A 19611-nucleotide genomic window follows, 5' to 3' on the forward strand; every position below is an offset into this window, starting at 1 on the left:
TCGCCACCCAGCAGCCCCGTGGTCAACACCAGTCCCAGCAACGCCGCCAGCATGGCCGCCACCTGCCGTGGTGCCACGGCCTCGCGCAGCACCAGGGTGCCGAACAGCATGATCCACACCGGCTGGATGTGGAACACGATGGTGGCCACGCCAATGGAGGTGCGCGGTATGGCGGCAAAGAACAGCGCCCAGTTCATCACCATGAGGACGCCGGTGGCCACCACCACCGGCCAGCTCCTGCCGCGCACGCGCAACTCCCTCATGCGGCCCGTGGCCAGGCCCCAGGCCAGCAGCGCCATCGCGCCGAAGGCGCAGCGAAACAGCACGGTGACCAACGGGTGCTGGCGGGCCTCTTCCACAAATATGCCGACCGTGCCCAGCAGCACGCCGCCCGCAATCATCAGCCACTGGCCGCGTGTCTCCTGCGCTGTGGGAGCGGCTTGTGCGGGCGTGGGAGCGGGCGCGGTGGAGGCTACGGATGCGGCCTGTAAGGAATGGGTTCTGTCTTGCATGGCCGCGATCGTCTCGTGGCAGGAAATTCTCGTAAAGCAAATAGTTTGCAGGTTTAGTATTCGATATTCGAATCCATGGAGCGTGCCGTGAACCACCCCGACCTGCAGATCGACTGGCTGCGCGCCCTGGTGGCCGTGGTGGATGCGGGCTCGCTGTCGGCTGCCGCGCCGCTGCTGCACCGATCGCAGGCCGCCGTGAGCATGCAGATCAAGAAGCTGGAGACCGCCCTGGGCCAACCCGTGCTGCTGCGCGGCCCGCGCCATCTGCAGCTCACGCCCGCAGGCGCGGAGCTGCTGGGCTATGCGCGGCGCATGCTGGAGCTGCAGGCCCAGGCGCAGGCGGCCCTGTTCGGCCCCGACCTGTCCGGGCGCGTGCGGCTGGGCGTGCCGGACGACTACGCATCCACCTATCTGACGCCCGTGCTGCGCAGCTTTGCAGGCCGCTACCAGGGCGTGGAGATCGAGCTGACCTGCGAGCAGTCCACCGCGCTGATCCCGCAGGTGGTGCGCGGCACGCTGGACCTGGCCCTGGTCTCGCGCGACAGGCCCCAGCGCGGGCGCCTGCTGTTCCACGAGCCCCTGGTCTGGGTGGGCGCGCCGCAGCACGAGGTGTGGAGGAAGAACCCCCTGCCGATTGCCGTCTACGAGGCCGCCAGCCTGGCGCGCACGGCGGCGCTGTCCAGCCTGGCGGCCCAGCGGCGCGCGCACCGCGTGGTCTATCACAGCTCCAGCCTTGCCGGCCAGCTGGCCGCTGTGGAAAGCGGCCTGGCCGTGGCCGTGTTCACGCGCTGCAGCGTGCCCCCGCACCTGCAGGTGCTGCAGAACCTGCCGGCCGGCTTCGAGCTGCCGCCGCTGGTGTCCATGCAAGTGTCGGCCCTGCGCAGCAAGGCCTCGCAGGGCTCGGCGGCCGTGGATGCCATGTACGGGCAGTTGATTGCGACGCTGGGCCAGGCACCTCAGGAACTGACCAAGGCCTGACGCCTGGCGAGGTTCGGCAAGCATTCTGCGCACGCATTTCGCTGTATTCTTGAAAACATAATGAAATCATCCACCGGCCATTTACCGCAACCTGATTGGGCGCACCTGCAGGCCCGCGCTGGAGAACCGACTTGACGCAAAAATACATCCCCCATCTGCTGGCCCTGGACCGCGAGCGTGACTGGGCGCGCGCAGCGCAGGCCTGCGGCATCTCCGACAACGCGCTGGCCCAGGCCATACGCTCGGCCGAGGCGGAGTTCGGCCACGCGCTGGTGCGTGCGGGCCGGCCCTTCCAGGGGTTCACGCAGGAAGGCGAACAGGTGCTGGCCTGGGCCCGGCAGTTCGCCCAGGCGGTGGATGCACTCAAGCACTGCTTTGCCGACACGCGCAAGCGGGCGGGCCTGGCGCCCCTGCTGGCGCGGCGCTCCGTCTCGCCCAGGCGGCTGGCCATGCCGGGGCCGGACAGCGGCGACATGGACCTGATGATCGAGGCGGCGCTATGTTCACCAGATCATGGTGCATTGCATCCCTGGCGCATTCTGGAGTTTCCAGTCCATCAGCGTGCAGCATTGGCTGCTCTGTTCGAGCAGGAAAAACTGCGCCGTGACCCGCTGGCCCCGGCCGACGATATCCGCCGTGCGCGCGAGCATGCAACGCGCGCCCCGGCGCTGATCGCCTTCATCATCTCGCCCCAGCCGCGCTCGCGCGTGCCGGTACGTGAGCAATGGCTGGCTGCGGGCGCAGCACTGGGCAACTTCCTCAATGCCGCCCACCATTTGGGCTTTGGTGCCATCGTGCTCAGTGGCGAGCGCTGTTTTGACCCGGCCCTGCATTCAGCGCTGGGTTTGCGCGAGGGCGAGCACCTGGCCGGCTTCATCAGCCTGGGCACCATCACCAGCCAGCCATCCCCGCGCGCAACGGTGGCGCCCTCTTCCATGCGCACGGCATGGCAGGCGGAGCAGGCAGCGGCGGTCACGGCACAGGCCCTTCTCCAGCCAGACGGCAACCACGACAGCCACGGCAGCGATCTTTGAAGCCGCAGCCGGCGCGTGCGGGGTGGCGCATAAGTGGCGCATAAGTGGCGCACAGGTGGCGCGCAGGTGGCGCGCAGGTGGCGCACTGACTGCGCGGGGCGGTTAGAGTTGCGGGGCTGCTGCGCCCTCTTGCATCCTCTTGCTCCCTCTTTTCCATCACGGAACAAGCTTTCATGATCATCCGGCCCCGCCCCCACTGGCTGCGCATGCTCTTCGTGCTGCGCGGCTCGGTGCTGCCCGACATCCTGCCCCAGCTGATGGCCGCCACCTTGTTCGCCGTGCTGGTCACGGCGCTGCACGGCCAGCTGTTTGCGTGGAAGGTGCCGCTGAACTTCGTGCCGTTTTCGCTGATCGGGCTGACGCTGGCCATCTTCCTGGGCTTTCGCAACAGCACCAGCTATGCGCGCTATTGGGAGGCGCGCACGCTGTGGGGCACCCTGCTCAACGAGACGCGCTCCCTGGTGCGCCAGGCCCGGACCTTGACCGATGCACCGCAGCACGCCCCGGCCCTGGCCATGGTGCTGGCGGCCTTCGTGCACGCGCTGCGCCACCAGTTGCGCGGCACCGATGCCGCGGCCGACATGCGCCGCCTGCTGCCCGCCGCCGACTGCGAACGCCTGGCCACGGCGCGCTTCAAGCCTGCCGTGCTGCTGCTCATGGCCGGCGAATGGCTGCAGGCGCGCCGCCAAGACGGCAGCCTGCAACCCGTGCTGGTGCCCGCCATGGAGGCGCCGCTGTGCAAGCTGGGCGAGGCTCTGGGCGGCTGCGAGCGCATTGCGGGCACGCCGATTCCCTTCACCTACGCGGTGATCATCCATCGCACCATCTACCTGTACTGCCTGCTGCTGCCCTTCGGCCTGGTGGATTCCATCGGCTTCATGACGCCGGTGATCGTGGCCTTCATCGCCTACACCTTCTTCGCGCTGGAGGCGCTGGGCGCCGAGCTGGAGGAGCCCTTCGGCACGGCGCCCAACGACCTGGCGCTGGACGCCATGTCGCAGATGATCGAGGCCACGCTGCGCGAGCTGACCGGCGAGGTGCTGCCGCCTGCGCCGCAGCACAAGGATGTGCTGTTTCTGACCTGACCCTGCCTGCCGGCCCGGACAGCGCCAGCGGCACAATCTGCCACCCGCATCACAGAAAAAGGACACGCGCCATGACGGAGACAAGCAAGGTCAAGGGACCGGCCTCGTATTTCCCTTCCATCGAGAAAACCTACGGCCAGCCGATTGCGCACTGGATGGATCTGCTGCAACAGCAGGACACCCGCAAGCACATGGAACTGGTGGGCTGGCTCAAGGCCCAGCACCAGATGGGGCACGGCCATGCGAATGCGCTGGTGGCCGTGTTCCTGGCACAGGCCTGACCTGCACCCAGCAACCCTCAGCCGATGGCCGTGCCGAAAGCCTGGCGCACGGCGGCACCCGCTTCGTCAAACAGGCGGCGTGATGCCGGCGCCAGCCCCAGCATGTGCATGCAGGCGTGCACCATGCCGGGCAGGCGCACTAACTTCACCGCAACACCTGCCTGGGCCAGCCGCTGCGCATAGGCCTCGGCCTCGTCGCGCAGCGGGTCGTATTCGCAGCTGATCACCGTGGCTTGGGGCAGGCCTGCCAGGTGTTCCGCGCGCAGCGGAGAGACAAGTTCTTGCCGCCCCGGTGCCTCATCCCCCAGGTACGCGCCATAGCAGTACTCCATGGCCGCACGTGTGAGGTAGTGGCCCTCGCCGAACTGCTGGAACGACGGCGAATCCATGGCCGCGTCCAGTGCCGGGTACAGCAGCAGCTGGTGGGCGATGGCCGGTGCGCCCGCCGCTCCCCAGCCTTGCTTTTCCTGCGCCAGCAGGCAGGCAGCGGCCGCGAGGTTGCCGCCCGCGCTGTCTCCGGCCACGCCGATGCGCCTGCTGTCCAGGCCCAGCGCATCGGCCTGCTCAAAGGTCCAGGCAATGGCATCGCAGAAGTCATGCAGCGGCCCGGGAAAGCGGTGCTCGGGCGCCAGCCGGTAATCCACCGAGACCACGACGGCGCCCGTTGCCGCGGCCAATGCGCGGCAGGGGTTGTCGTAGACCTCCAGCGAACCCAGGCACCAGCCGCCGCCGTGGGCGAAGACCAGGGCGGGCTGGGGCGTGGGTGTGTCCGAGGCCAGCGGCCGGTAGATGCGCACGCGCAGCGGCGCACCGTCGCGCGCGGGCAGCGTGAAGTCTTCGGTGCGGGCCACGGCCTCGGCCGGGCCGTGCAAGGCGCGCAGCCCGGCGTCGGTGGCCTCGCGCAGCGCCGCCAGCGTGGGCGGGGCCGCGGCCTGGGTTGCCTGCGCCAGCTCGGCGAGATAGCGCGCAATGTCAGCGTCCAGGCCCATGGTCACAGCGTCCTTTGCAGGAAGGGCAGCAGCTCGGCGATGAAGGGCTCGGCGGCTTCCTCCATGATGAAGTGGCCGCAGCCCGGCACGATCACGCCCGACAGGTCATCGGCATGGCCGCGCAGCGTGGCCAGCGGCGCATCGGCCGTGGCATGCTCGGCGCCAATGGCCAGCACGGGCATGGCCAGCGGGCGCAGCGCACGCTCGCGGTTCTGGCGAATGGTTTCGGGAATGGCGCGGTAGTAGGCAAAGCCGCCGCGCAGGCCACCGGGCGCCGCATAGGCATCCACATAGACATCCACGGCCACGCGGTCGCGCCGCAGCGACCAGCGGTTGAACATGAATTCCAGGTAGGCACGCTCGCGCCCCGCGATCAGGGTCTCGGGCAGGTCGGCCAGCTGGTTGAACATGAAGTGCCACAGGAAGATGTTCTGCTCTGGCGGCGCAAAGATGCTGGGCTCGGGCGCCAGGCCAGGGATCACGGCCTCGGTCAGCGCCAGGGACTGCACGGCCTGCGGCTGGTCGCTGGCCAGCGCATAGGCCACCCACATGCCCACGTCGTGGCCGGCGACCTGGTAGCGCTCATGGCCCAGCGCCAGCATGGTGCGGTGCAGGGTCAGCGCGATGGAGCCCGTGTCGTAGCCGGTGTCGGGCCGGTCCGAAAAGCCCGTGCCCGGCGGATCGACGGCAATGGCCTGGAAGCCCTGCGCCGCCAGTGCCTGCATGACATGGCGCCAGGCATACCAGGTCTGGGGCCAACCCGGGATCAGCAGCACGGGCGCGCCCTGCCCGGCCGTGATGCAGTGGATGCGGCGGCCGTCGATGCGCACGTAGTCGTGCGAGAACTCGCAGGCCTGGTCTTCCTGCTTGCGCAGGGCGTTCGATGTGAAAGCGTTCATTGTTTGCTTCTTTTTGAGGTTCTTTGGCTGCGGGCGTGCTCAGGCGATGCCGAGCATCGCGTTGATCTGGCGCTGGTCCACGGGGGCGCCGGCGAAGTCGTCAAAGATCTTGTCGGTCACGCGGATGATGTGGCGGTTGATGAAGTCCACGCCCTCGCGCGCACCGTCTTCCTGGTCCTTGAGGCAGCACTCCCATTCCAGCGAGGCCCAGCCCTGGTAGTCGTACTGGGCGAACTTGGAGAAGATGGCCTTGAAGTCCACCTGCCCGTCGCCCAGCGAACGGAAGCGCCCTGCCCGCTCCAGCCACGAGGAATAGCCGCCGTAGATGCCCTGGCGCCCGCTGGGCAGGAACTCCGCATCCTTCACATGGAACATGCGGATGTGCTCGCGGTAGATGTCGATGTAGTCGAGGTAGTTGAGCTGCTGCAGCACGAAATGGCTGGGATCGAACAGGATCTTGCAGCGCGCGTGCTGGCCCACCAGTTCATGGAAGCGCTCGAAGCTGGTGCCGTCGTGCAGGTCTTCGCTGGGGTGGATTTCGTAGCACAGGTTCACGCCCTGCTCGTCGCACGCGTCGAGGATGGGGCGCCAGCGGCGCGCCAGCTCCTCGAAGGCGGTTTCGATCAGGCCGGCCGGGCGCTGCGGGAACGGGAACAGATAGGGCCAGGCGAACGAGCCCGAGAACGTGCCCATGTCGCTCAGCCCCATGCGGCGCGATGCACTGGCCGACAGCTTGAGCTGCTCCAGCGCCCAGGCCGTGCGTGCGGCCGGATTGCCGCGCAGCGCCTCGGGCGCAAAGCTGTCGCACATGGCGTCGTAGGCCGGGTGCACGGCCACGAGCTGGCCAAAGATGTGCGTGGTCAGCTCGCTGGCCACCAGGCCGTGCGAGGCCAGCATGCCGTTGACATCGTCGCAATAGGTCTGGCTGCTGGCGGCCGTGGCCACGTCGAACAGGCGCTGGTCCCAGGCGGGAATCTGCAGGCCTTTGAAGCCTACGCCGGCCGCCCAGCGTGCGATGTCTTCCAGGGAATTGAACGGTGCCTTGTTGTCGGCGAACTGCGCCAGATGAAGGCTGGGGCCCTTGATGGTCTGCATGTGGTTTCCTTGCGTTGAGCTATTGTTTGTTGATCGACAAAGAATAGTATCACGCCAATGCGGCTGCTTTTGCGAAGCCGATGCAAGACAGCATCACGGCGCCGCTAAGATGCCGCCCTGACTGTTGAGAAGGATGAGGAAGATGGCCGGAAGACCCAGGGAATTTGACCGAGACCAGGCGCTGGAGCGCGCCATGCTGGCGTTCTGGCGGCGCGGCTACGAGGGCACGTCCATGGCCGACCTGGTGCAGGCGCTGGGCATTGCGTCAGCGCGCATCTATGCGGCCTTCGGCAGCAAGCAGGACCTGTTCCGCGAGGCCGTGCAGCGCTACGAGGCCGGTGATGGCGGCTTTGCCGACCGCGCCATGGCCCAGGAGCCGCGCGTGCGCGACGCCCTGGCCCGCGTGCTGCGCGATGCCGTGGCCACCTACACGGACGATGCCCATCCGCTGGGCTGCATGGTGGTCACCGCCGCCACCAACTGCGCCGAGGAAAACGAGGCAGTCGCCGCCTGGCTGGCCGAACACCGCCGCCAGCGCACGCAGTCCCTGATCGACCGCCTTCAGCGCGCGCTGGATGAAGGCGAGCTGCGCGCCGGCACCGACGTGCAGGCGCTGGGGGATTTCTATGCCACGCAACTGCACGGCATCTCCGTGCAGGCCCGCGATGGCGTGCCGCGCCAGCGGCTGCTGGCGGCGATGGAGACCGCCTTGCTGCTGCTGGATACGGCGCTGGAGCCGGCGCTGGAGCCCGCAGCCAAGGCGGGCTGAGCCGTCAGGCGCCGAGCTTTTGCAGTTTTTGCAGCTCGGCGCGCAACTGGATCACGCTGGGCGTGACGATGGGGATGAAGGCCGATTCACGCCAGCGGCGGGCAAAGCCATCGTCCGCATCCAGGCTGTAGGCGCGGCCGCCGGCCGTCTGCAGCTCCAGCTGCATGGCCTGCTGCACGCAGTCGTGCAGGGCCAGGCGCAGCGCGAAAAGCCGCTCGGGCGCCTCCACGAAATCGCCGGCCTCTACACCGGCCTTGAGTGCCGCCACCGCCTGCTCCAGATGGCTGCGGGTATCGTCCAGCGGCTGCTGCAGCACATGCCCGCCCTGCACCATGCGCGAGGCGGCCTGCGCACAGGCCGCGCGCGCCAGGCCGATGGACAGGCCGCATTGCATGCCCAGGAAGGCAGGCCGCACACGCGGCAGGAATCCGCCGGCGCGCTCGGCCAGCAGATCGTCTTCGGTGATGGCCACGTCCTTGAGTTGCAAGGCGGCGGTGTTGGTGCCGCGCAGGGCAATCAACTCCAGATCCGGCGAGCGCTCCAGGCCGGGGCGATCGGACGGCAGGGCCACGATCATGGGCGGCGCGCCGTCGTCACGCGCCACGGCAATGGCGGCCAGAAAGCGCGGCCCGCGCAGGTTGGTGCACCAGGGCACGCTGCCGTTGAGCAGCCAGCCGCCGCCTTCCCGGGCCGTGGCGCGGATGTTGAGAGCCTCCAGCCCGCTGAGGAATTTCATGATGTTGGACAGCCCCGAGGCACCGGCCGCCTCGCCCGCCAGCAGCGCGGGCAGCCAGCGCTCGCGCAGGGCCGCATTGCCGGTGTTCGCCAGCATCTCGATCAGCACGCGCTGGCCCCAGAAGGCAAAGGCGGCGGACATGGAGTGCGCGGCCACCTGGGCAATCGCCTCGATGGCATCGCCGGCGCGGCCGCCCTGCCCGCCCAAGGCATCAGCCAAGCCGTGGCCCAGCAGCCCGGCTTCGGCCAGATAGGGCACGACGGCGGCCGTGGCCTCGCCGTTGCCGGCATCCAGCGCCTGGGCACGTGCATCCAGCCATTGGCGGTCGGCGCCGGTCAGCAGGGGGAAATCGGGTATGTGGCTTGTCATCTTGCGGGTCACCATAAAAAAAGGGACCGCTGTGGGCACAGCGGTCCCTTGCCATCCTAGCGCAGCGCACAGGCTGCGCAGATGACGCAGCGCAGGCTCAGTGCGCCGCCACCTTGCCGGGGCGTGTTTCCTCGCGCAGGGCCTTGACCTTGTCGCTCAGGCCGGCCCAGGGCTGCAGGCCGTACTGGCTGCGCATGGTGTTGAGCAGCGTGGCGATCTGATCGTCGCTGAGGTTGTGGCGGAAGGCAGGCATGGTGCCCAGCTGCGGGCGCGCCGGTTGCGTGATGCCGTTGAGCACCACATGGATGGCGTTGGTCGGCGAGTCGCTGAACAGGTTGGTGTTCAGCGACAGCTGGGGACGCACGCCGAAGCTGCTGCCGGCCAGCACGCCGCTGGGATCGGCGCGGTGGCAGGCCATGCAGGCGCCCTGGTACAGGCGGTAGCCCTGGGCGTCGACCGGCAGCTTGGCAACCTCGGTCTTTTCCTTCACCAGGGCCTGGGCGTCCCCTGCGCCAGCGGCGTCTGCCACGGGCTTGCGGTACGACATCAGGTAGGTGGCCATGGCGTTGATGTCCTCGGCCGACTGGTGGGACAGGCCTTCGATCACGGGCGCCATGGGGCCGGCGGCCACGCCGTGGCGCTCCGAGAAACCGGTCTGCATGTAGCGGACCAGGTCTTCTCGCGTCCAGGGCAGCGGAGCCACGGCCTTGTCGTTGAGCGCGGGCGCATCCCAGCCGTCGATGAAGGCGCCGGCCAGATGGTCGGCCCCCTTTTTCTCGGCGCCGAACTGGTTGCGCGGCGAGTGGCAGGCGGCGCAGTGGCCCAGGCCTTCGACCAGGTAGGCGCCGCGAATCCACTCGCCCGACTGGTTGGCGGGCGCGGGCTGCTCGCCCGGCTCCAGGTACAGCGCATTCCACAGGGCCAGCCCACGGCGCACGTTGAACGGGAAGTTCAGCGCGGTCTTGGGTGCCTCGTTGGAGACAGCCGGCTCGGTCATCAGGAAGGCGTACAGCGCCTTCATGTCCTCATCGGTCACGCGGGTGAACGCGGTGTACGGGAAGGCGGGGTACAGGTAGTTGCCCTCGCGGTCCACGCCATGGCGCATGGCGCGCTCGAAGGCCTCGTACGACCAGCGGCCGATGCCGGTTTCGGCATCGGGCGTGATGTTGGTCGAGTAGATGGTGCCGAAGGGGCTGGGCATGGCCAGGCCGCCTGCGTTGCGCTGGCCGCCTGGTGCCGTGTGGCAGACAGCGCAGTCGCCCATGTGCGCCAGGCGGCGCCCCTGGTCGATCTGCTGCTGGCTGAATTCCTGCACCGGGATCTGCTGCAGGGGCGCGATTTCGCTGCGGCCCGTGGCCAGCCAGAACGCGGCGCCGGCCACGGCGGCCAGGCCGACCACGCCGAGGGTGATTTTCTTGAGTGTGTGCATGTTCCGGTCCTCCGCTCTCAGTTCTGTGCCTTGTCGGCCGGGGCTGCATCGGCAGCCTGTGCCTTGAGTGCGGCCAGCACGCGTGCCGGGGTGAACGGCACTTCGCGCAGGCGCACGCCGGTGGCGTCGAACACGGCGTTGGAGACAGCGGCGGCGCTGGGCACGGAGGCCGATTCGCCCGCGCCCATGGGGTCTTCGCCCGGGCGCTCGACCAGTTGCACGTCGATCTCGGGCAGCTCGTCAAAGCGCAGGATGGGGTAGCCACCCCAGTCCAGCGAGGTCACGCCCTTGCTGTCGAACGTCACGTACTCCTTGAGCACGCGGCTGGTGGACTGGATGATGTTGCCGTGCACCTGGTGGCGAACGCCGGCCGGGTTGACCATCTCGCCGCAGTCATGGGCCACGAAGACCTTGTCCACCTTGATCACGCCGGTCTCGCGGTCCACGGTCACGTCGCAGATCCAGGTGGCCCAGGCCGCGCCGTAGCCAGGGAACTTGCTGTGGTAGTAGCGGGCGTAGGCAAAGCCGCGGCCCTTGACCAGGCGCTGGTCGGCCGGCGCGGGGTTGCGGTGGGCCGGGCCATCCTGCCAGCCGGCCTGCTTGTGCGCAGCGTGCGTCAGCGCCACGGCGCGCGGGTCCTTCAGGTAGCGCAGGCGGTAGGCCAGCGGGTCTTCACCGGCCAGGTAGGCACATTCGTCGATCCAGCACTCATGGGCAAAGACGTTGGGCAGGGCCGAGACGCCGCGCATCCACGACGCGCGCACGATGGGCGCAGCATCCTGCGAGACCACGCGCATCTTGGGGTACTCGTACTGCGGGATGGCCGTACGGTCGCCCATCTGCAGCACCTTGGGCTTGTTGGGCACCTTGCCCGTCAGGATCAGAGCCAGGGCCGCCGCGTCGTTGGACGGGTAGCAGGTCTTGAGTTCGTAGCCCAGCACGGCATGGTTCTCGTCCAGGCCGCCGCGCACGCGGATCAGCTGGCCCGTGCCCTTGGGCTCCCAGGCGGCTTCCTGCTCGCGCATCAGCTGCACGCGCACCGGGCGGCCCACGGCCTGCGACAGCAGCACGGCGTCGGATGCCACGTCGTCCGCGCAATTGCGGCCATAGCAGCCCGAGGCTTCCAGGCGCGTCACATTGATCTGGTCGGCTGCCATGCCGGTCAGCGTGGCGATGTCCTTGCGCACGTCGTGCGGGTTCTGCGATCCGGTCCAGACCTGGATCTGGCTGGCGGACACCTCGGCCACGGCGCAGGACGGGCCGATGGAGGCATGCAGGTGGTAGGGCCAGACGTAGTCGGCCTCGATCACCTTCTTGGCGCCCGAGAAGGACTCGTCAATGCCCGCGTCCTCGCGCAGCATGCGGTCGGTCTTCTCGTGCTTGACCAGGGTGTCGTGCATGGCGTTCAGCGACAGGTCGGGCACGCCGGCCCAGTCCTTCCACTTCACCTCCAGCTGGCGCATGGCGGCAATGGCCTGCTCTTCGCGCTCGGCCACGATGCCCACGAAATCGCCCTGCACCACCACCTTGACGATGCCCGGCAGATGAGCGACCGACTGCTCGTTCACAGAGATCAGGCTGCTGCCCAGCGGAGCCGACGCATCGGCACCGCCATAGGGCGGGCGCACCACGCGGCCGTGCAGCATGCCGGGCACGCGCACATCGTGCACATAGGCCAGCGCGCCCAGCACCTTGGCCGGAATGTCCACGCGCTGCACGGACTTGCCGATGTAGTTGAAGCCGCCGGTGCGCAGCGGCACTTCCTTGTCCAGCGCAATGTTCAGGTCCTGGCCCTGGGCCAGTTCGCCGTAGCCGATGCGTCGCCCGCCCTTGGCCACCACCGCGCCCTTGGACGTGGTCAGTGCGGACACGGGCTGCTGCAGCTTCTCGGCAGCCAGGCCCAGCAGCAGCTGGCGCACCTGCGCGGCGGCCTTGCGCATGGGGATGGCATCCACCTGGATGGTGTTGCTGGCAATGGTCGGGCCCTGGTTGGGCGTGCGGCCCGTGTGGCCCAGCACCATGGTGATGCGCTCGAACTCCACATCGAGCTCATCGGCCACCAGCTGCGCCAGCGAGGTACGGATGCCCGTGCCCAGGTCCACGTGGCCGTGGTAGGCCGTGACACTGCCGTCCGCGCCAATGGCGATGAAGCTGCTCACCCGGTCGATGGGGGGAATGGGGAAGGCGCCGGCCACGGCGGGCGCCGTACCCGTGCTTTCAGCCACCAGGCCAGCGGCCGCCACCGAGCTGACCATGACCATGCCGCCCAGCTTGAGCAGGTTGCGGCGCGTCAGTTGAAGGGGGTTGGATGCACTCATGCTGCACCTCCCTGGGCGATCAGCACGCGGGCGCGAGCAGCCGCACGCATGATTTCCACATGCGTGCCGCAGCGGCACAGGTGGCCGGACAGGGCCTGGGTGACTTCCTCGTCGGTGGCCGTGGGCTTGTGGTCGAACAAGGCCACCAGGGCCATGACCATGCCGTTGGTGCAGTAGCCGCACTGGGCGGCCTGCTCGTCGATGAACGCCTGCTGCACAGGGTGCAGTCGGTAGACGGCCTTGCCCTGTGCATCGGCTGCCGGCTTGCCGGCAGGCATGCCCGGCACGGCGGCCGGATGGGCTGCTTCCCAGTCACGCGCCACGCGGGCGTGCTCGGCCTGGGTCGCGTCCTGGGACAGGCCTTCCAGCGTCGTGACCTTCATGCCCTGGACCACGCTCACGGGAACGGAGCAGGAGCGGGCCACCTTGCCGTCGATCAGCACGGCGCATGCGCCGCATTCGCCCAGGCCGCAGCCGAACTTGGGACCGTTGAGCTGCATGTCGTTGCGCAGCACATAAAGCAGCGGCGTCTCAGGGCTCACGCCCTGGATCTCGACCTCTTGTTGGTTGAGAGTGAATTTCATCGTGTGCAAACCTTGTGGTTGACAACAGGTGCAAACCATAGGTGCGCACTGAAAAATCAGGCGACGGGCTCGCCGTGGCCAAGCCCGAAAAAGAAAGCCCACCGCCAACGGGGTGGGCTGTTTTCACGTGGTTTTTAGAGGCAACTCTGATAGATGACTGCCTGTTGTATGCAAACGATTCTATGCCTCGGACTTGCCCATCACTGCCAGCCAGCGTCCATCCAAGGACCTGCACAGACCCGCAAACTCCGTGGCTTTTTGCTCACATAACTCACCATATAGATCGGAAATATCCACAAAAACACAGCGCTACCAGCCGATCCGGAAACCTGCACCAAGCCCCGAAAGATGTGCACCACCACAATGCACAAAGGGCAGAAATCCTTGCATCACGGCCCCGGCCCAGTCTTGCAGCCATGCACGGCTGGGCATAAAGACAGCAGGCCACCCTGGCAGCCGGCGCATCGGCCCGGCCATCACACCAACCAAGCAAAACACTCGGCTTTTATCTGCATCAAATTCCAGTGAGAACGCTTGAAATTCCCGAGCACGCCATGCACAGCACCCGTAAAACACGCGCCCGCCTGCAGCATCGATGAACACAAGGCGCGGACCAGCGGCCCAGCCGTCAACGGGTGCCCGGCGTGATCTGGATGGTGCCCAGGCCCGAGCCCACGGCCTCACGCCGACGAGGTGCCAGCCAGTGCACCCAAAGCCCCTTGAGCCAGCCCAGCGCAAAGGCGCCTGCCAAGGCCAACATGCCCCACTGCCCGGCCAACAGGGCCACATATATCCAGTAAGGCATGCATCCCAGGCCGAGAAGGCAGGCCCACCGCCGCAGGGCAACGGAACGGGACTGCGACAGCCAGACGGCAAGGACTGCGGGGAGTGCGAAGGCGATCTGATCGATGCTCATGGCCGCATCATACTGTATGAATAAACAGTTTTGTAGGCAAAAACGCGCGTCTTTCGCGAAGGATGTCACGGGACCACCAGCACCCTCATCTTTCGCTTGCAGTCCGCTCGCCACCCTCCCCACAACCCCACGCAAAAAACCGTTGGCAAACAGCGTACAGACTGGGTTTCAAGAATTTCCAATGTGCGGTGCAGTTTGATCACGGCATCGCCTTTCACATCCCCTTCAATAAGCCCAAACTCCTTCGCAGCCGGTCACTCACTCCTGTGAACCACCGCGCTTCAAACCTGAAAGCGAGGGCATACAGGATTTTGAAGGGCTCCGGAACATACAGCGCCCCATAACTACCGGCTCTTTACATGGCCTTTACCTGGCGTTGACCGGTCATTTTGAACACGGTCAGGACGGCCAATGGCAGTCATAGGAGAAAATGATCGAAAGCATGCAAACTTGTTCTTAAAAAACCGTTAATATTCGCGCTTCAATCCATGAAAGGCAAACTACCGTGAACACCACATACAAAGAACTTCTGGCACAGCGCGAGGCACTCGAGGCCCAGATCCAGACAGCACGCAAGCAAGAAGTCAGTGATGTGATCGCCAAGATTCGCGGTCTGGTTCAGGATTACGGCCTGACTGCCGACGACATCTTCACGGCACGCCGCGCCCCCTCCACCGTGGCCCCCAAGTTCCGCAATCCCGAAACCGGTGACACCTGGACCGGCCGTGGCAAGCCCCCTGCCTGGATCAAGGACAAGGATCGCGCCCAGTTCGCCATCTGAAGCCTGGATAAACGCCTCCATGAAAACAGCCTGCAGTTCTCTGCAGGCTTTTTTCATTCTGGCGGCACTTGCTGCCACACCTGAATGCCCGGGCTTGGGCTTCCAAAGCCAGACGCCGCGCAGGTGAAACAAGAATGCTCTATGGACATGTCCTTAAACGTGCACCATGGATAGGTGCCGTGGTCCAATCTTCCAGCCGGATCTGAAGCCTCCAGCGAGTGACTGGCTGCAGATGCCGGCTCCAGATGCTCGGCCACCCATGAAAAAACAGACATCCACCTTGGACAGTGCACCCACACCATACCGTTCTGAAAAGTTCTCGACTGCCGCCGAATCGATAACCACCACAGAAGAGCCCTCCTCCTCCGCTTTGTCATTTTCAGGCGAGCAGGTTTTGTTCATCTCGTCATCCGATGAACTGCACGCCCATCTGCTCCCGCACCTCAAAAGTTGGGGCCTGGCGACCACGGCCTGCCACCATCCCACGGCCATTCGCCAGGATCGCCTCCAGAAGTTCCAGGTTGTTGTGCTTTGCGGACCGAAAACGTCCTGGAATCCCAAGGATGAAAACCGCCTGGTGGCAGGAGCTGCAAGCATCATCGAATGCGAGGCTGATCACCCCCTGCAACCCAAGGTGATCAACGCCCGCATCATCGAGGTCTCCTGGCGTTCGCTGCAGGGCCTCTTTGATGCACTGCAACTGGCCGTTCAGCCCCGGCCTGCCAGCAGCGGCCGCATTTCGTCGACCGATGACGTCGCCCCTTTTCAACAGATCCCGGCCCCCATCAGAACGGCCTTTCTGGAGTCTGCACGTTCGTCGCTGGCGATCATCAAATCCAGCAAGAATCGCAAGGATGTGCAAAGAGAGCTGCACAATCTTTCCGGTTCACTGCGATTTTTTGACCTGACTGAGCTGTCAATACGCTGCGCCGGCCTGGAAAACGGCATCAACCATGATGGGCTGATGCACCATGCGCATTCGCTGCTGGCGCTGGAACTGCAGCTTGACCAGCTCCTGGAAGAAATCCGGACCTTGAACGGCAGATAAAGAACCGGCCGTCATTGAGATCTCGATGAGGTCACCCATCCGCACTCAAGGGCATACTTCATCAGATCAATGTCTCGTTCAATTCCAAGCTTGTGCATGGCCTTGACTTTCTGGGTGCTGATGGTTTTCTTGCTTCTGTTCAGCTTGGCCGCGATCTCGTCGATACGCAAACCGGCCGCATAAAGCCTTACCACCTCCGATTCCTTGGGACTGAGCACCCCCGGTGATTTTCCTTCGCCTCCCATGACACCCGCATTCATTTTTTCCAGTCGCTCGGAAATGGCGGGGGAGAAGTAGGTGCCTCCTGTATAGGCCGCATGAATGGCTGGAACCAGATGCAGCACCGGGTCCGCCTTGCTCACGATGCTGATGTTCGACACCTTGCCCAGCGCCTGAAGAATGGCCGAATTGTCCAGCATGGTCAGAACCACCAAACCCAGGTTCGGGAATCTTCTGGATATATAGCCAAAAAGATTCAAGCCATCTCCGTATTGACCCGTAGGCATGGAGTAATCCGACACAAGCACGTCAAAGCCACCTTCATCCAACTTTTTCACCAGATCGGTTGAATTTGAAACGCTGGCTTTCAACAGAATTTCCAGCTCGGAAGACAGTTCATGCCGGATGCCTGAGATGATTCCAGGATGATCATCTGCCAGCAGTACGGATATATTCAAATCTTTTCTATGATTCATATTGGAAAACATGATTTGGCACCATCAACGGAATAAACACAATCGTTCAGTGCAGCATCATTGCACCATGGCTCATCAGATATCTCTCAGGTTCTCCAGCAGGTCAGCCAGGGCATCATCCACTGCATGGAGGTGCCGCATATTGACAAGAGATGACAATCGGTCCATGTCTTCCACTCTATCCTTCAGCCCAGCCACCGCAAATGACCCTTTCATGGCATGAATTTCACGGTGCACAGCCATCAGATCACCTTGCAGCAAATGCTTTTTCAACGCAGCCAATGAGTTTTCGGTTGCTGAAATCAATACATCACGATAAGGCAATCTGCTGCCCGGAACTTCCGCAGCTTCAGCGACACCCTTGCCAGACTTTCCTATATTTTTTCCAATGAATTCCTTGAGGTTTTTCAAGGAGGCCGGCTTGACAAGAATATCTGCGATGCCAAATTTTGCACATTTGAATTTTTCCTGCTTGCCTGCATGTGCCGTTATTGCTCCCACAGGAACTCCCGGATAACTCTGCTTGATGCGCTGAGCAAGCGCATAACCGCTCATTCCAGGCATTTGCAGGTCCGTAAGAACCAGGTCATAGATATTCTGCGACATCATTCGCAATGCGGATTCCCCGCCTTCTGCAGATTCCGCCTCGAAGCCGAGGATTTTCAGCTGATCCAGAAGCAGCAGCCTGTTGACCGGGTGATCATCGACGATGAGAATCCTTGCGCAATAACCTGCGCTTTCATCGTCTGCAAGCATGACATCGCCATCGTCCCACCCCAAGGAAGCAGGAACAGGCTGGGCGTGACATGCGGGCAAAGTCAATTCGAAAATGCTGCCCTTTCCCGGCACGCTGAAGAACCGGATTTCCCCGCCCATGAGATGTGCCATACGCTGACACAGCGTCAGGCCCAGCCCCGTACCACCAAATTCCGCCGCTATATCCGAGCCTGCCTGCTTGAATGCGTCAAAGATGAAGGGGTGCTGTGAGGGATGGATGCCTATCCCGGTATCTGACACTTTGATCTTGAGCTCACCGGCCCTGTCTGATGCAAATACGTCAATCTTGCCAGCCTTGGTGAATTTCAAGGAGTTGCTGAGAAGATTGTTGAGGATTTGCTTTATTCTCTCGCCATCTCCTATATATCCCTCCCTCAACGAATGGTCAATGATCAGGGAAAATCCTATACCTAATTCCGCAGCCAGCGGTTTGTAAATGGCAGCCACCTGCCGGATTACAGACTTGAGATCAAAGCTGGCCAATTCCACACTCATCTGACCAGACTCGATCTTCGAGAAGTCGAGAACATCATTCAGCAGCGTTAAAAGAGAATGGGATGAAGATGATATGGTGGTTAGCCTGGTTTGCTGCTCTTCTGACATGGAGCTTCTTCCCAGTATTTCCAGATTGCCCAATATTGCATTCAGTGGCGTGCGTATCTCGTGGCTCATGGCAGCAAGAAAAGAAGATTTTTCCTGGTTTGCCTCTTCTGCCGCCTTTTTGGCATCTTCCAGATTTCTTTGCACCTGCTTGTGCGCAGTGATATCGGCAAATCCACACAGCAGGACATGCCGCCCCTGATATTTGGCCTTCACCATGATCACTGAAAGCTCTGCAACCGTTCCGTTGTAAGAGATCACGACTTCGCTGACTACCGGCAAATATTCAGTCTTTTTTCCACTCAGATATTTCTCACCGTAGAATCTGAGAAAATATTCAATCAACCGCTCACCAGCAGACTTATCATCCAACACCATGCTTTCTTTGTACTTGTACATCATGCTGTTTTCCAACAGCATCTTCTTTTCCTTGAAATCAAGAAGACCAAGTCCATAAGGCGCCATGGCAATGATGGTGCGGCTCAGATGTTCCGTGTCGAACACATTCTTGGCTTTCCCATATATTGGAATAAAAACCCTATCATAAAAATATATCAGAAAACACCAGAAAAAAATGATGAATATCAATGAAAACAGCAAATATACAAGAGACTTCCCATTTAAATACACAGCATCTTTCCAGGAAAACACCTGGAGAAGTATCATGTTCGTATTTGATATCCTCGAATAGTAATAAAAATGTCCATTTCTATAGACTGCACCATACTTGCTCAAAATATATCTACTTATCAGACCTCCGTGAAATTTCGACGCCTCGATATCAAAAAAATCCCCTATTGCATCGCCGATCTCCCCCCCACCCAGCGCAACGTTGCCTTGAGAATCAATAATAAACAAGGAGTTCCTGCCTTCACCTTGCTGCATAAGGCTCTCAATATATTGAGTCGGCATGTCGCTCACCACCGTGAGAAATGGCTTTCCATCTTGGAAAGCCGAGACAACAATCTGAAATGACATCTCCCCGGTCAGAATGCTTTTACTCGGAGGCAGCCATATGGGATGACGCAGCTGGACGGACGGAATGATGGTGCCGCTATCCTCAGGCAAAGTCGAAATCTGTTCCCTGAGTTTCAAGAGCATGTCTTTTCGCTCATGCTCGTTTGGCACCTGCGGCACAAGGACGCCTATGAACGATCTGTCCGGACTGAAGACATAGGCAGATATTGCTCTTCCATTTTGAAGAAAGCTGGAATTTGCCAAATATGCCAGCTCTCCCAACATATCTCTGTAGTGCTTGTGTACATTCTTGTTGATCTTATTCTCAAGCAATACTACAGGGCTCACCCCTGCCATCACAGCATCTGTCCCGGCAAAGACACCGGGATGAGATGTGTGCGTCTGCCCCCAAAGCAACTCTGATGCAATGATTCCTCGCATCATAATGACTTGCTTTGTTTCTATTTCCACCAGAACCCGGGTTCTCTTGCTCTGGAATACTGCTCTTCTTTCCTCCATGAAGTCATTGAGCTCGAACAGGGCCGCAAGCATTGCCAAAACAATGATAAGAAGAGAGAAAACCAGGCCACCGCCAAAAAGCAGTGTCTTGTTGTATTTGGTCAGAAGGTGGAGCTCTTCCTTTTCTCCAGCCTCTTTTTTATATATTTCCATCTGGGCATCAAGATACAACCATCGATCAGGCTGTGGATCTCCTCATGTAATAAAAGAAATCTTTGCAAGAAAGCTGCGGATGGCATG

General features: G+C 62.9%; 18 protein-coding genes. 7 read left to right on the plus strand and 11 right to left on the minus strand.

All coding sequences use genetic code 11. The features are described from left to right. Positions 1–512: DMT family transporter (locus INR38_RS24400; RefSeq protein ID WP_207476001.1), on the minus strand; the 512-nt coding region annotated here is incomplete at its 3' end. A 75-nt stretch (positions 513–587) separates the two neighbouring features. On the opposite strand from INR38_RS24400, the gene INR38_RS24405 reads away from it, so the two are divergent. From INR38_RS24405 to INR38_RS24420, 4 genes are all read left to right on the plus strand, one after another. Next, positions 588–1490 (plus strand): LysR family transcriptional regulator, encoded by a 903-nt coding sequence (locus INR38_RS24405; RefSeq protein WP_207443443.1) that lies wholly within the window; start codon positions 588–590, stop codon positions 1488–1490. 131 nt (positions 1491–1621) lie between these two features. Next, positions 1622–2524, plus strand: a complete 903-nt coding sequence (locus INR38_RS24410; protein ID WP_207443444.1) for a nitroreductase family protein — start codon at positions 1622–1624, stop codon at positions 2522–2524. A gap of 173 nt (positions 2525–2697) precedes the next feature. Continuing rightward, positions 2698–3609, plus strand: a complete 912-nt coding sequence (locus INR38_RS24415; RefSeq protein WP_017405160.1) for a bestrophin family ion channel — start codon at positions 2698–2700, stop codon at positions 3607–3609. 71 nt (positions 3610–3680) lie between these two features. Further along, positions 3681–3890: a DUF4287 domain-containing protein gene (locus INR38_RS24420; protein ID WP_013802290.1), complete on the plus strand. Its 210-nt coding sequence runs from the start codon at positions 3681–3683 to the stop codon at positions 3888–3890. Positions 3891–3907: 17 nt separating this feature from the next. Here INR38_RS24420 and INR38_RS24425 read toward each other — a convergent pair whose 3' ends face one another. Genes INR38_RS24425 through INR38_RS24435 form a run of 3 tightly spaced genes read right to left on the minus strand, consistent with a single transcriptional unit; the run spans position 3908 to position 6873 of the window. Continuing rightward, entirely contained in the window at positions 3908–4879 is a 972-nt protein-coding gene (locus INR38_RS24425) for an alpha/beta hydrolase (protein ID WP_207443445.1), read from the minus strand. A gap of 2 nt (positions 4880–4881) precedes the next feature. Then, a complete protein-coding gene (locus INR38_RS24430; RefSeq protein ID WP_012205750.1) occupies positions 4882–5778 on the minus strand; it encodes an alpha/beta hydrolase in 897 nt (298 codons plus the stop codon). Positions 5779–5817: 39 nt separating this feature from the next. Continuing rightward, entirely contained in the window at positions 5818–6873 is a 1056-nt protein-coding gene (locus INR38_RS24435; RefSeq protein ID WP_043820442.1) for a sugar phosphate isomerase/epimerase, read from the minus strand. A 142-nt stretch (positions 6874–7015) separates the two neighbouring features. Here INR38_RS24435 and INR38_RS24440 point away from each other — a divergent pair, with 142 nt between their 5' ends. Continuing rightward, a complete protein-coding gene (locus INR38_RS24440) occupies positions 7016–7642 on the plus strand; it encodes a TetR/AcrR family transcriptional regulator (RefSeq protein ID WP_207443446.1) in 627 nt (208 codons plus the stop codon). A 4-nt stretch (positions 7643–7646) separates the two neighbouring features. On the opposite strand, the gene INR38_RS24445 is transcribed toward INR38_RS24440, so the two are convergent. From INR38_RS24445 to INR38_RS24465, 5 genes are all read right to left on the minus strand, one after another. Continuing rightward, positions 7647–8762: an acyl-CoA dehydrogenase family protein gene (locus INR38_RS24445; protein ID WP_207443447.1), complete on the minus strand. Its 1116-nt coding sequence runs from the start codon at positions 8760–8762 to the stop codon at positions 7647–7649. An 82-nt stretch (positions 8763–8844) separates the two neighbouring features. Further along, positions 8845–10176 carry a cytochrome c gene (locus INR38_RS24450; RefSeq protein WP_207443448.1) on the minus strand — a complete coding sequence of 444 codons (1332 nt, stop codon included), beginning with the start codon at positions 10174–10176 and terminating at the stop codon, positions 8845–8847. Positions 10177–10193: 17 nt separating this feature from the next. Continuing rightward, positions 10194–12494, minus strand: a complete 2301-nt coding sequence (locus INR38_RS24455) for a molybdopterin cofactor-binding domain-containing protein (RefSeq protein WP_207443449.1) — start codon at positions 12492–12494, stop codon at positions 10194–10196. Further along, a complete protein-coding gene (locus INR38_RS24460; protein ID WP_013802282.1) occupies positions 12491–13078 on the minus strand; it encodes a (2Fe-2S)-binding protein in 588 nt (195 codons plus the stop codon). Before INR38_RS24460 ends, INR38_RS24455 begins: the two co-directional genes overlap by 4 nt. Positions 13079–13706: 628 nt before the next feature. Further along, a complete protein-coding gene (locus INR38_RS24465; protein ID WP_043782035.1) occupies positions 13707–13994 on the minus strand; it encodes a hypothetical protein in 288 nt (95 codons plus the stop codon). Between the two features lie 505 nt (positions 13995–14499). On the opposite strand from INR38_RS24465, the gene INR38_RS24470 reads away from it, so the two are divergent. Continuing rightward, a complete protein-coding gene (locus INR38_RS24470; protein ID WP_013802280.1) occupies positions 14500–14775 on the plus strand; it encodes an H-NS histone family protein in 276 nt (91 codons plus the stop codon). Positions 14776–15034: 259 nt separating this feature from the next. Beyond that, complete coding sequence (locus INR38_RS24475) at positions 15035–15823, plus strand: Hpt domain-containing protein (protein WP_242699178.1); 789 nt, start codon at positions 15035–15037, stop codon at positions 15821–15823. 11 nt (positions 15824–15834) lie between these two features. Here INR38_RS24475 and INR38_RS24480 read toward each other — a convergent pair whose 3' ends face one another. Together INR38_RS24480 and INR38_RS24485 are read right to left on the minus strand one after the other, a co-directional pair. Further along, complete coding sequence (locus INR38_RS24480) at positions 15835–16530, minus strand: response regulator (RefSeq protein ID WP_081816131.1); 696 nt, start codon at positions 16528–16530, stop codon at positions 15835–15837. A 63-nt stretch (positions 16531–16593) separates the two neighbouring features. Continuing rightward, positions 16594–19542, minus strand: a complete 2949-nt coding sequence (locus tag INR38_RS24485; RefSeq protein WP_242699179.1) for an ATP-binding protein — start codon at positions 19540–19542, stop codon at positions 16594–16596. Positions 19543–19611 lie beyond the last annotated feature (69 nt).

The sequence above is a fragment of the Delftia sp. SD018 genome, assembly GCF_017355445.1.
In the GTDB taxonomy this organism is placed as follows: domain Bacteria; phylum Pseudomonadota; class Gammaproteobacteria; order Burkholderiales; family Burkholderiaceae_C; genus Comamonas; species Comamonas acidovorans.

Coding starts and splice junctions, on each gene's coding strand:
- INR38_RS24405 (WP_207443443.1), top strand. CDS start 588: ATGGAGCGTGCCGTGAACCACCCCGACCTGCAGATCGACTGGCTGCGC.
- INR38_RS24415 (WP_017405160.1), top strand. CDS start 2,698: ATGATCATCCGGCCCCGCCCCCACTGGCTGCGCATGCTCTTCGTGCTG.
- INR38_RS24420 (WP_013802290.1), top strand. CDS start 3,681: ATGACGGAGACAAGCAAGGTCAAGGGACCGGCCTCGTATTTCCCTTCC.
- INR38_RS24425 (WP_207443445.1), bottom strand. CDS start 4,879: ATGGGCCTGGACGCTGACATTGCGCGCTATCTCGCCGAGCTGGCGCAG.
- INR38_RS24430 (WP_012205750.1), bottom strand. CDS start 5,778: ATGAACGCTTTCACATCGAACGCCCTGCGCAAGCAGGAAGACCAGGCC.
- INR38_RS24435 (WP_043820442.1), bottom strand. CDS start 6,873: ATGCAGACCATCAAGGGCCCCAGCCTTCATCTGGCGCAGTTCGCCGAC.
- INR38_RS24440 (WP_207443446.1), top strand. CDS start 7,016: ATGGCCGGAAGACCCAGGGAATTTGACCGAGACCAGGCGCTGGAGCGC.
- INR38_RS24445 (WP_207443447.1), bottom strand. CDS start 8,762: ATGGTGACCCGCAAGATGACAAGCCACATACCCGATTTCCCCCTGCTG.
- INR38_RS24450 (WP_207443448.1), bottom strand. CDS start 10,176: ATGCACACACTCAAGAAAATCACCCTCGGCGTGGTCGGCCTGGCCGCC.
- INR38_RS24455 (WP_207443449.1), bottom strand. CDS start 12,494: ATGAGTGCATCCAACCCCCTTCAACTGACGCGCCGCAACCTGCTCAAG.
- INR38_RS24460 (WP_013802282.1), bottom strand. CDS start 13,078: ATGAAATTCACTCTCAACCAACAAGAGGTCGAGATCCAGGGCGTGAGC.
- INR38_RS24465 (WP_043782035.1), bottom strand. CDS start 13,994: ATGAGCATCGATCAGATCGCCTTCGCACTCCCCGCAGTCCTTGCCGTC.
- INR38_RS24475 (WP_242699178.1), top strand. CDS start 15,035: ATGAAAAAACAGACATCCACCTTGGACAGTGCACCCACACCATACCGT.
- INR38_RS24480 (WP_081816131.1), bottom strand. CDS start 16,530: ATGTTTTCCAATATGAATCATAGAAAAGATTTGAATATATCCGTACTG.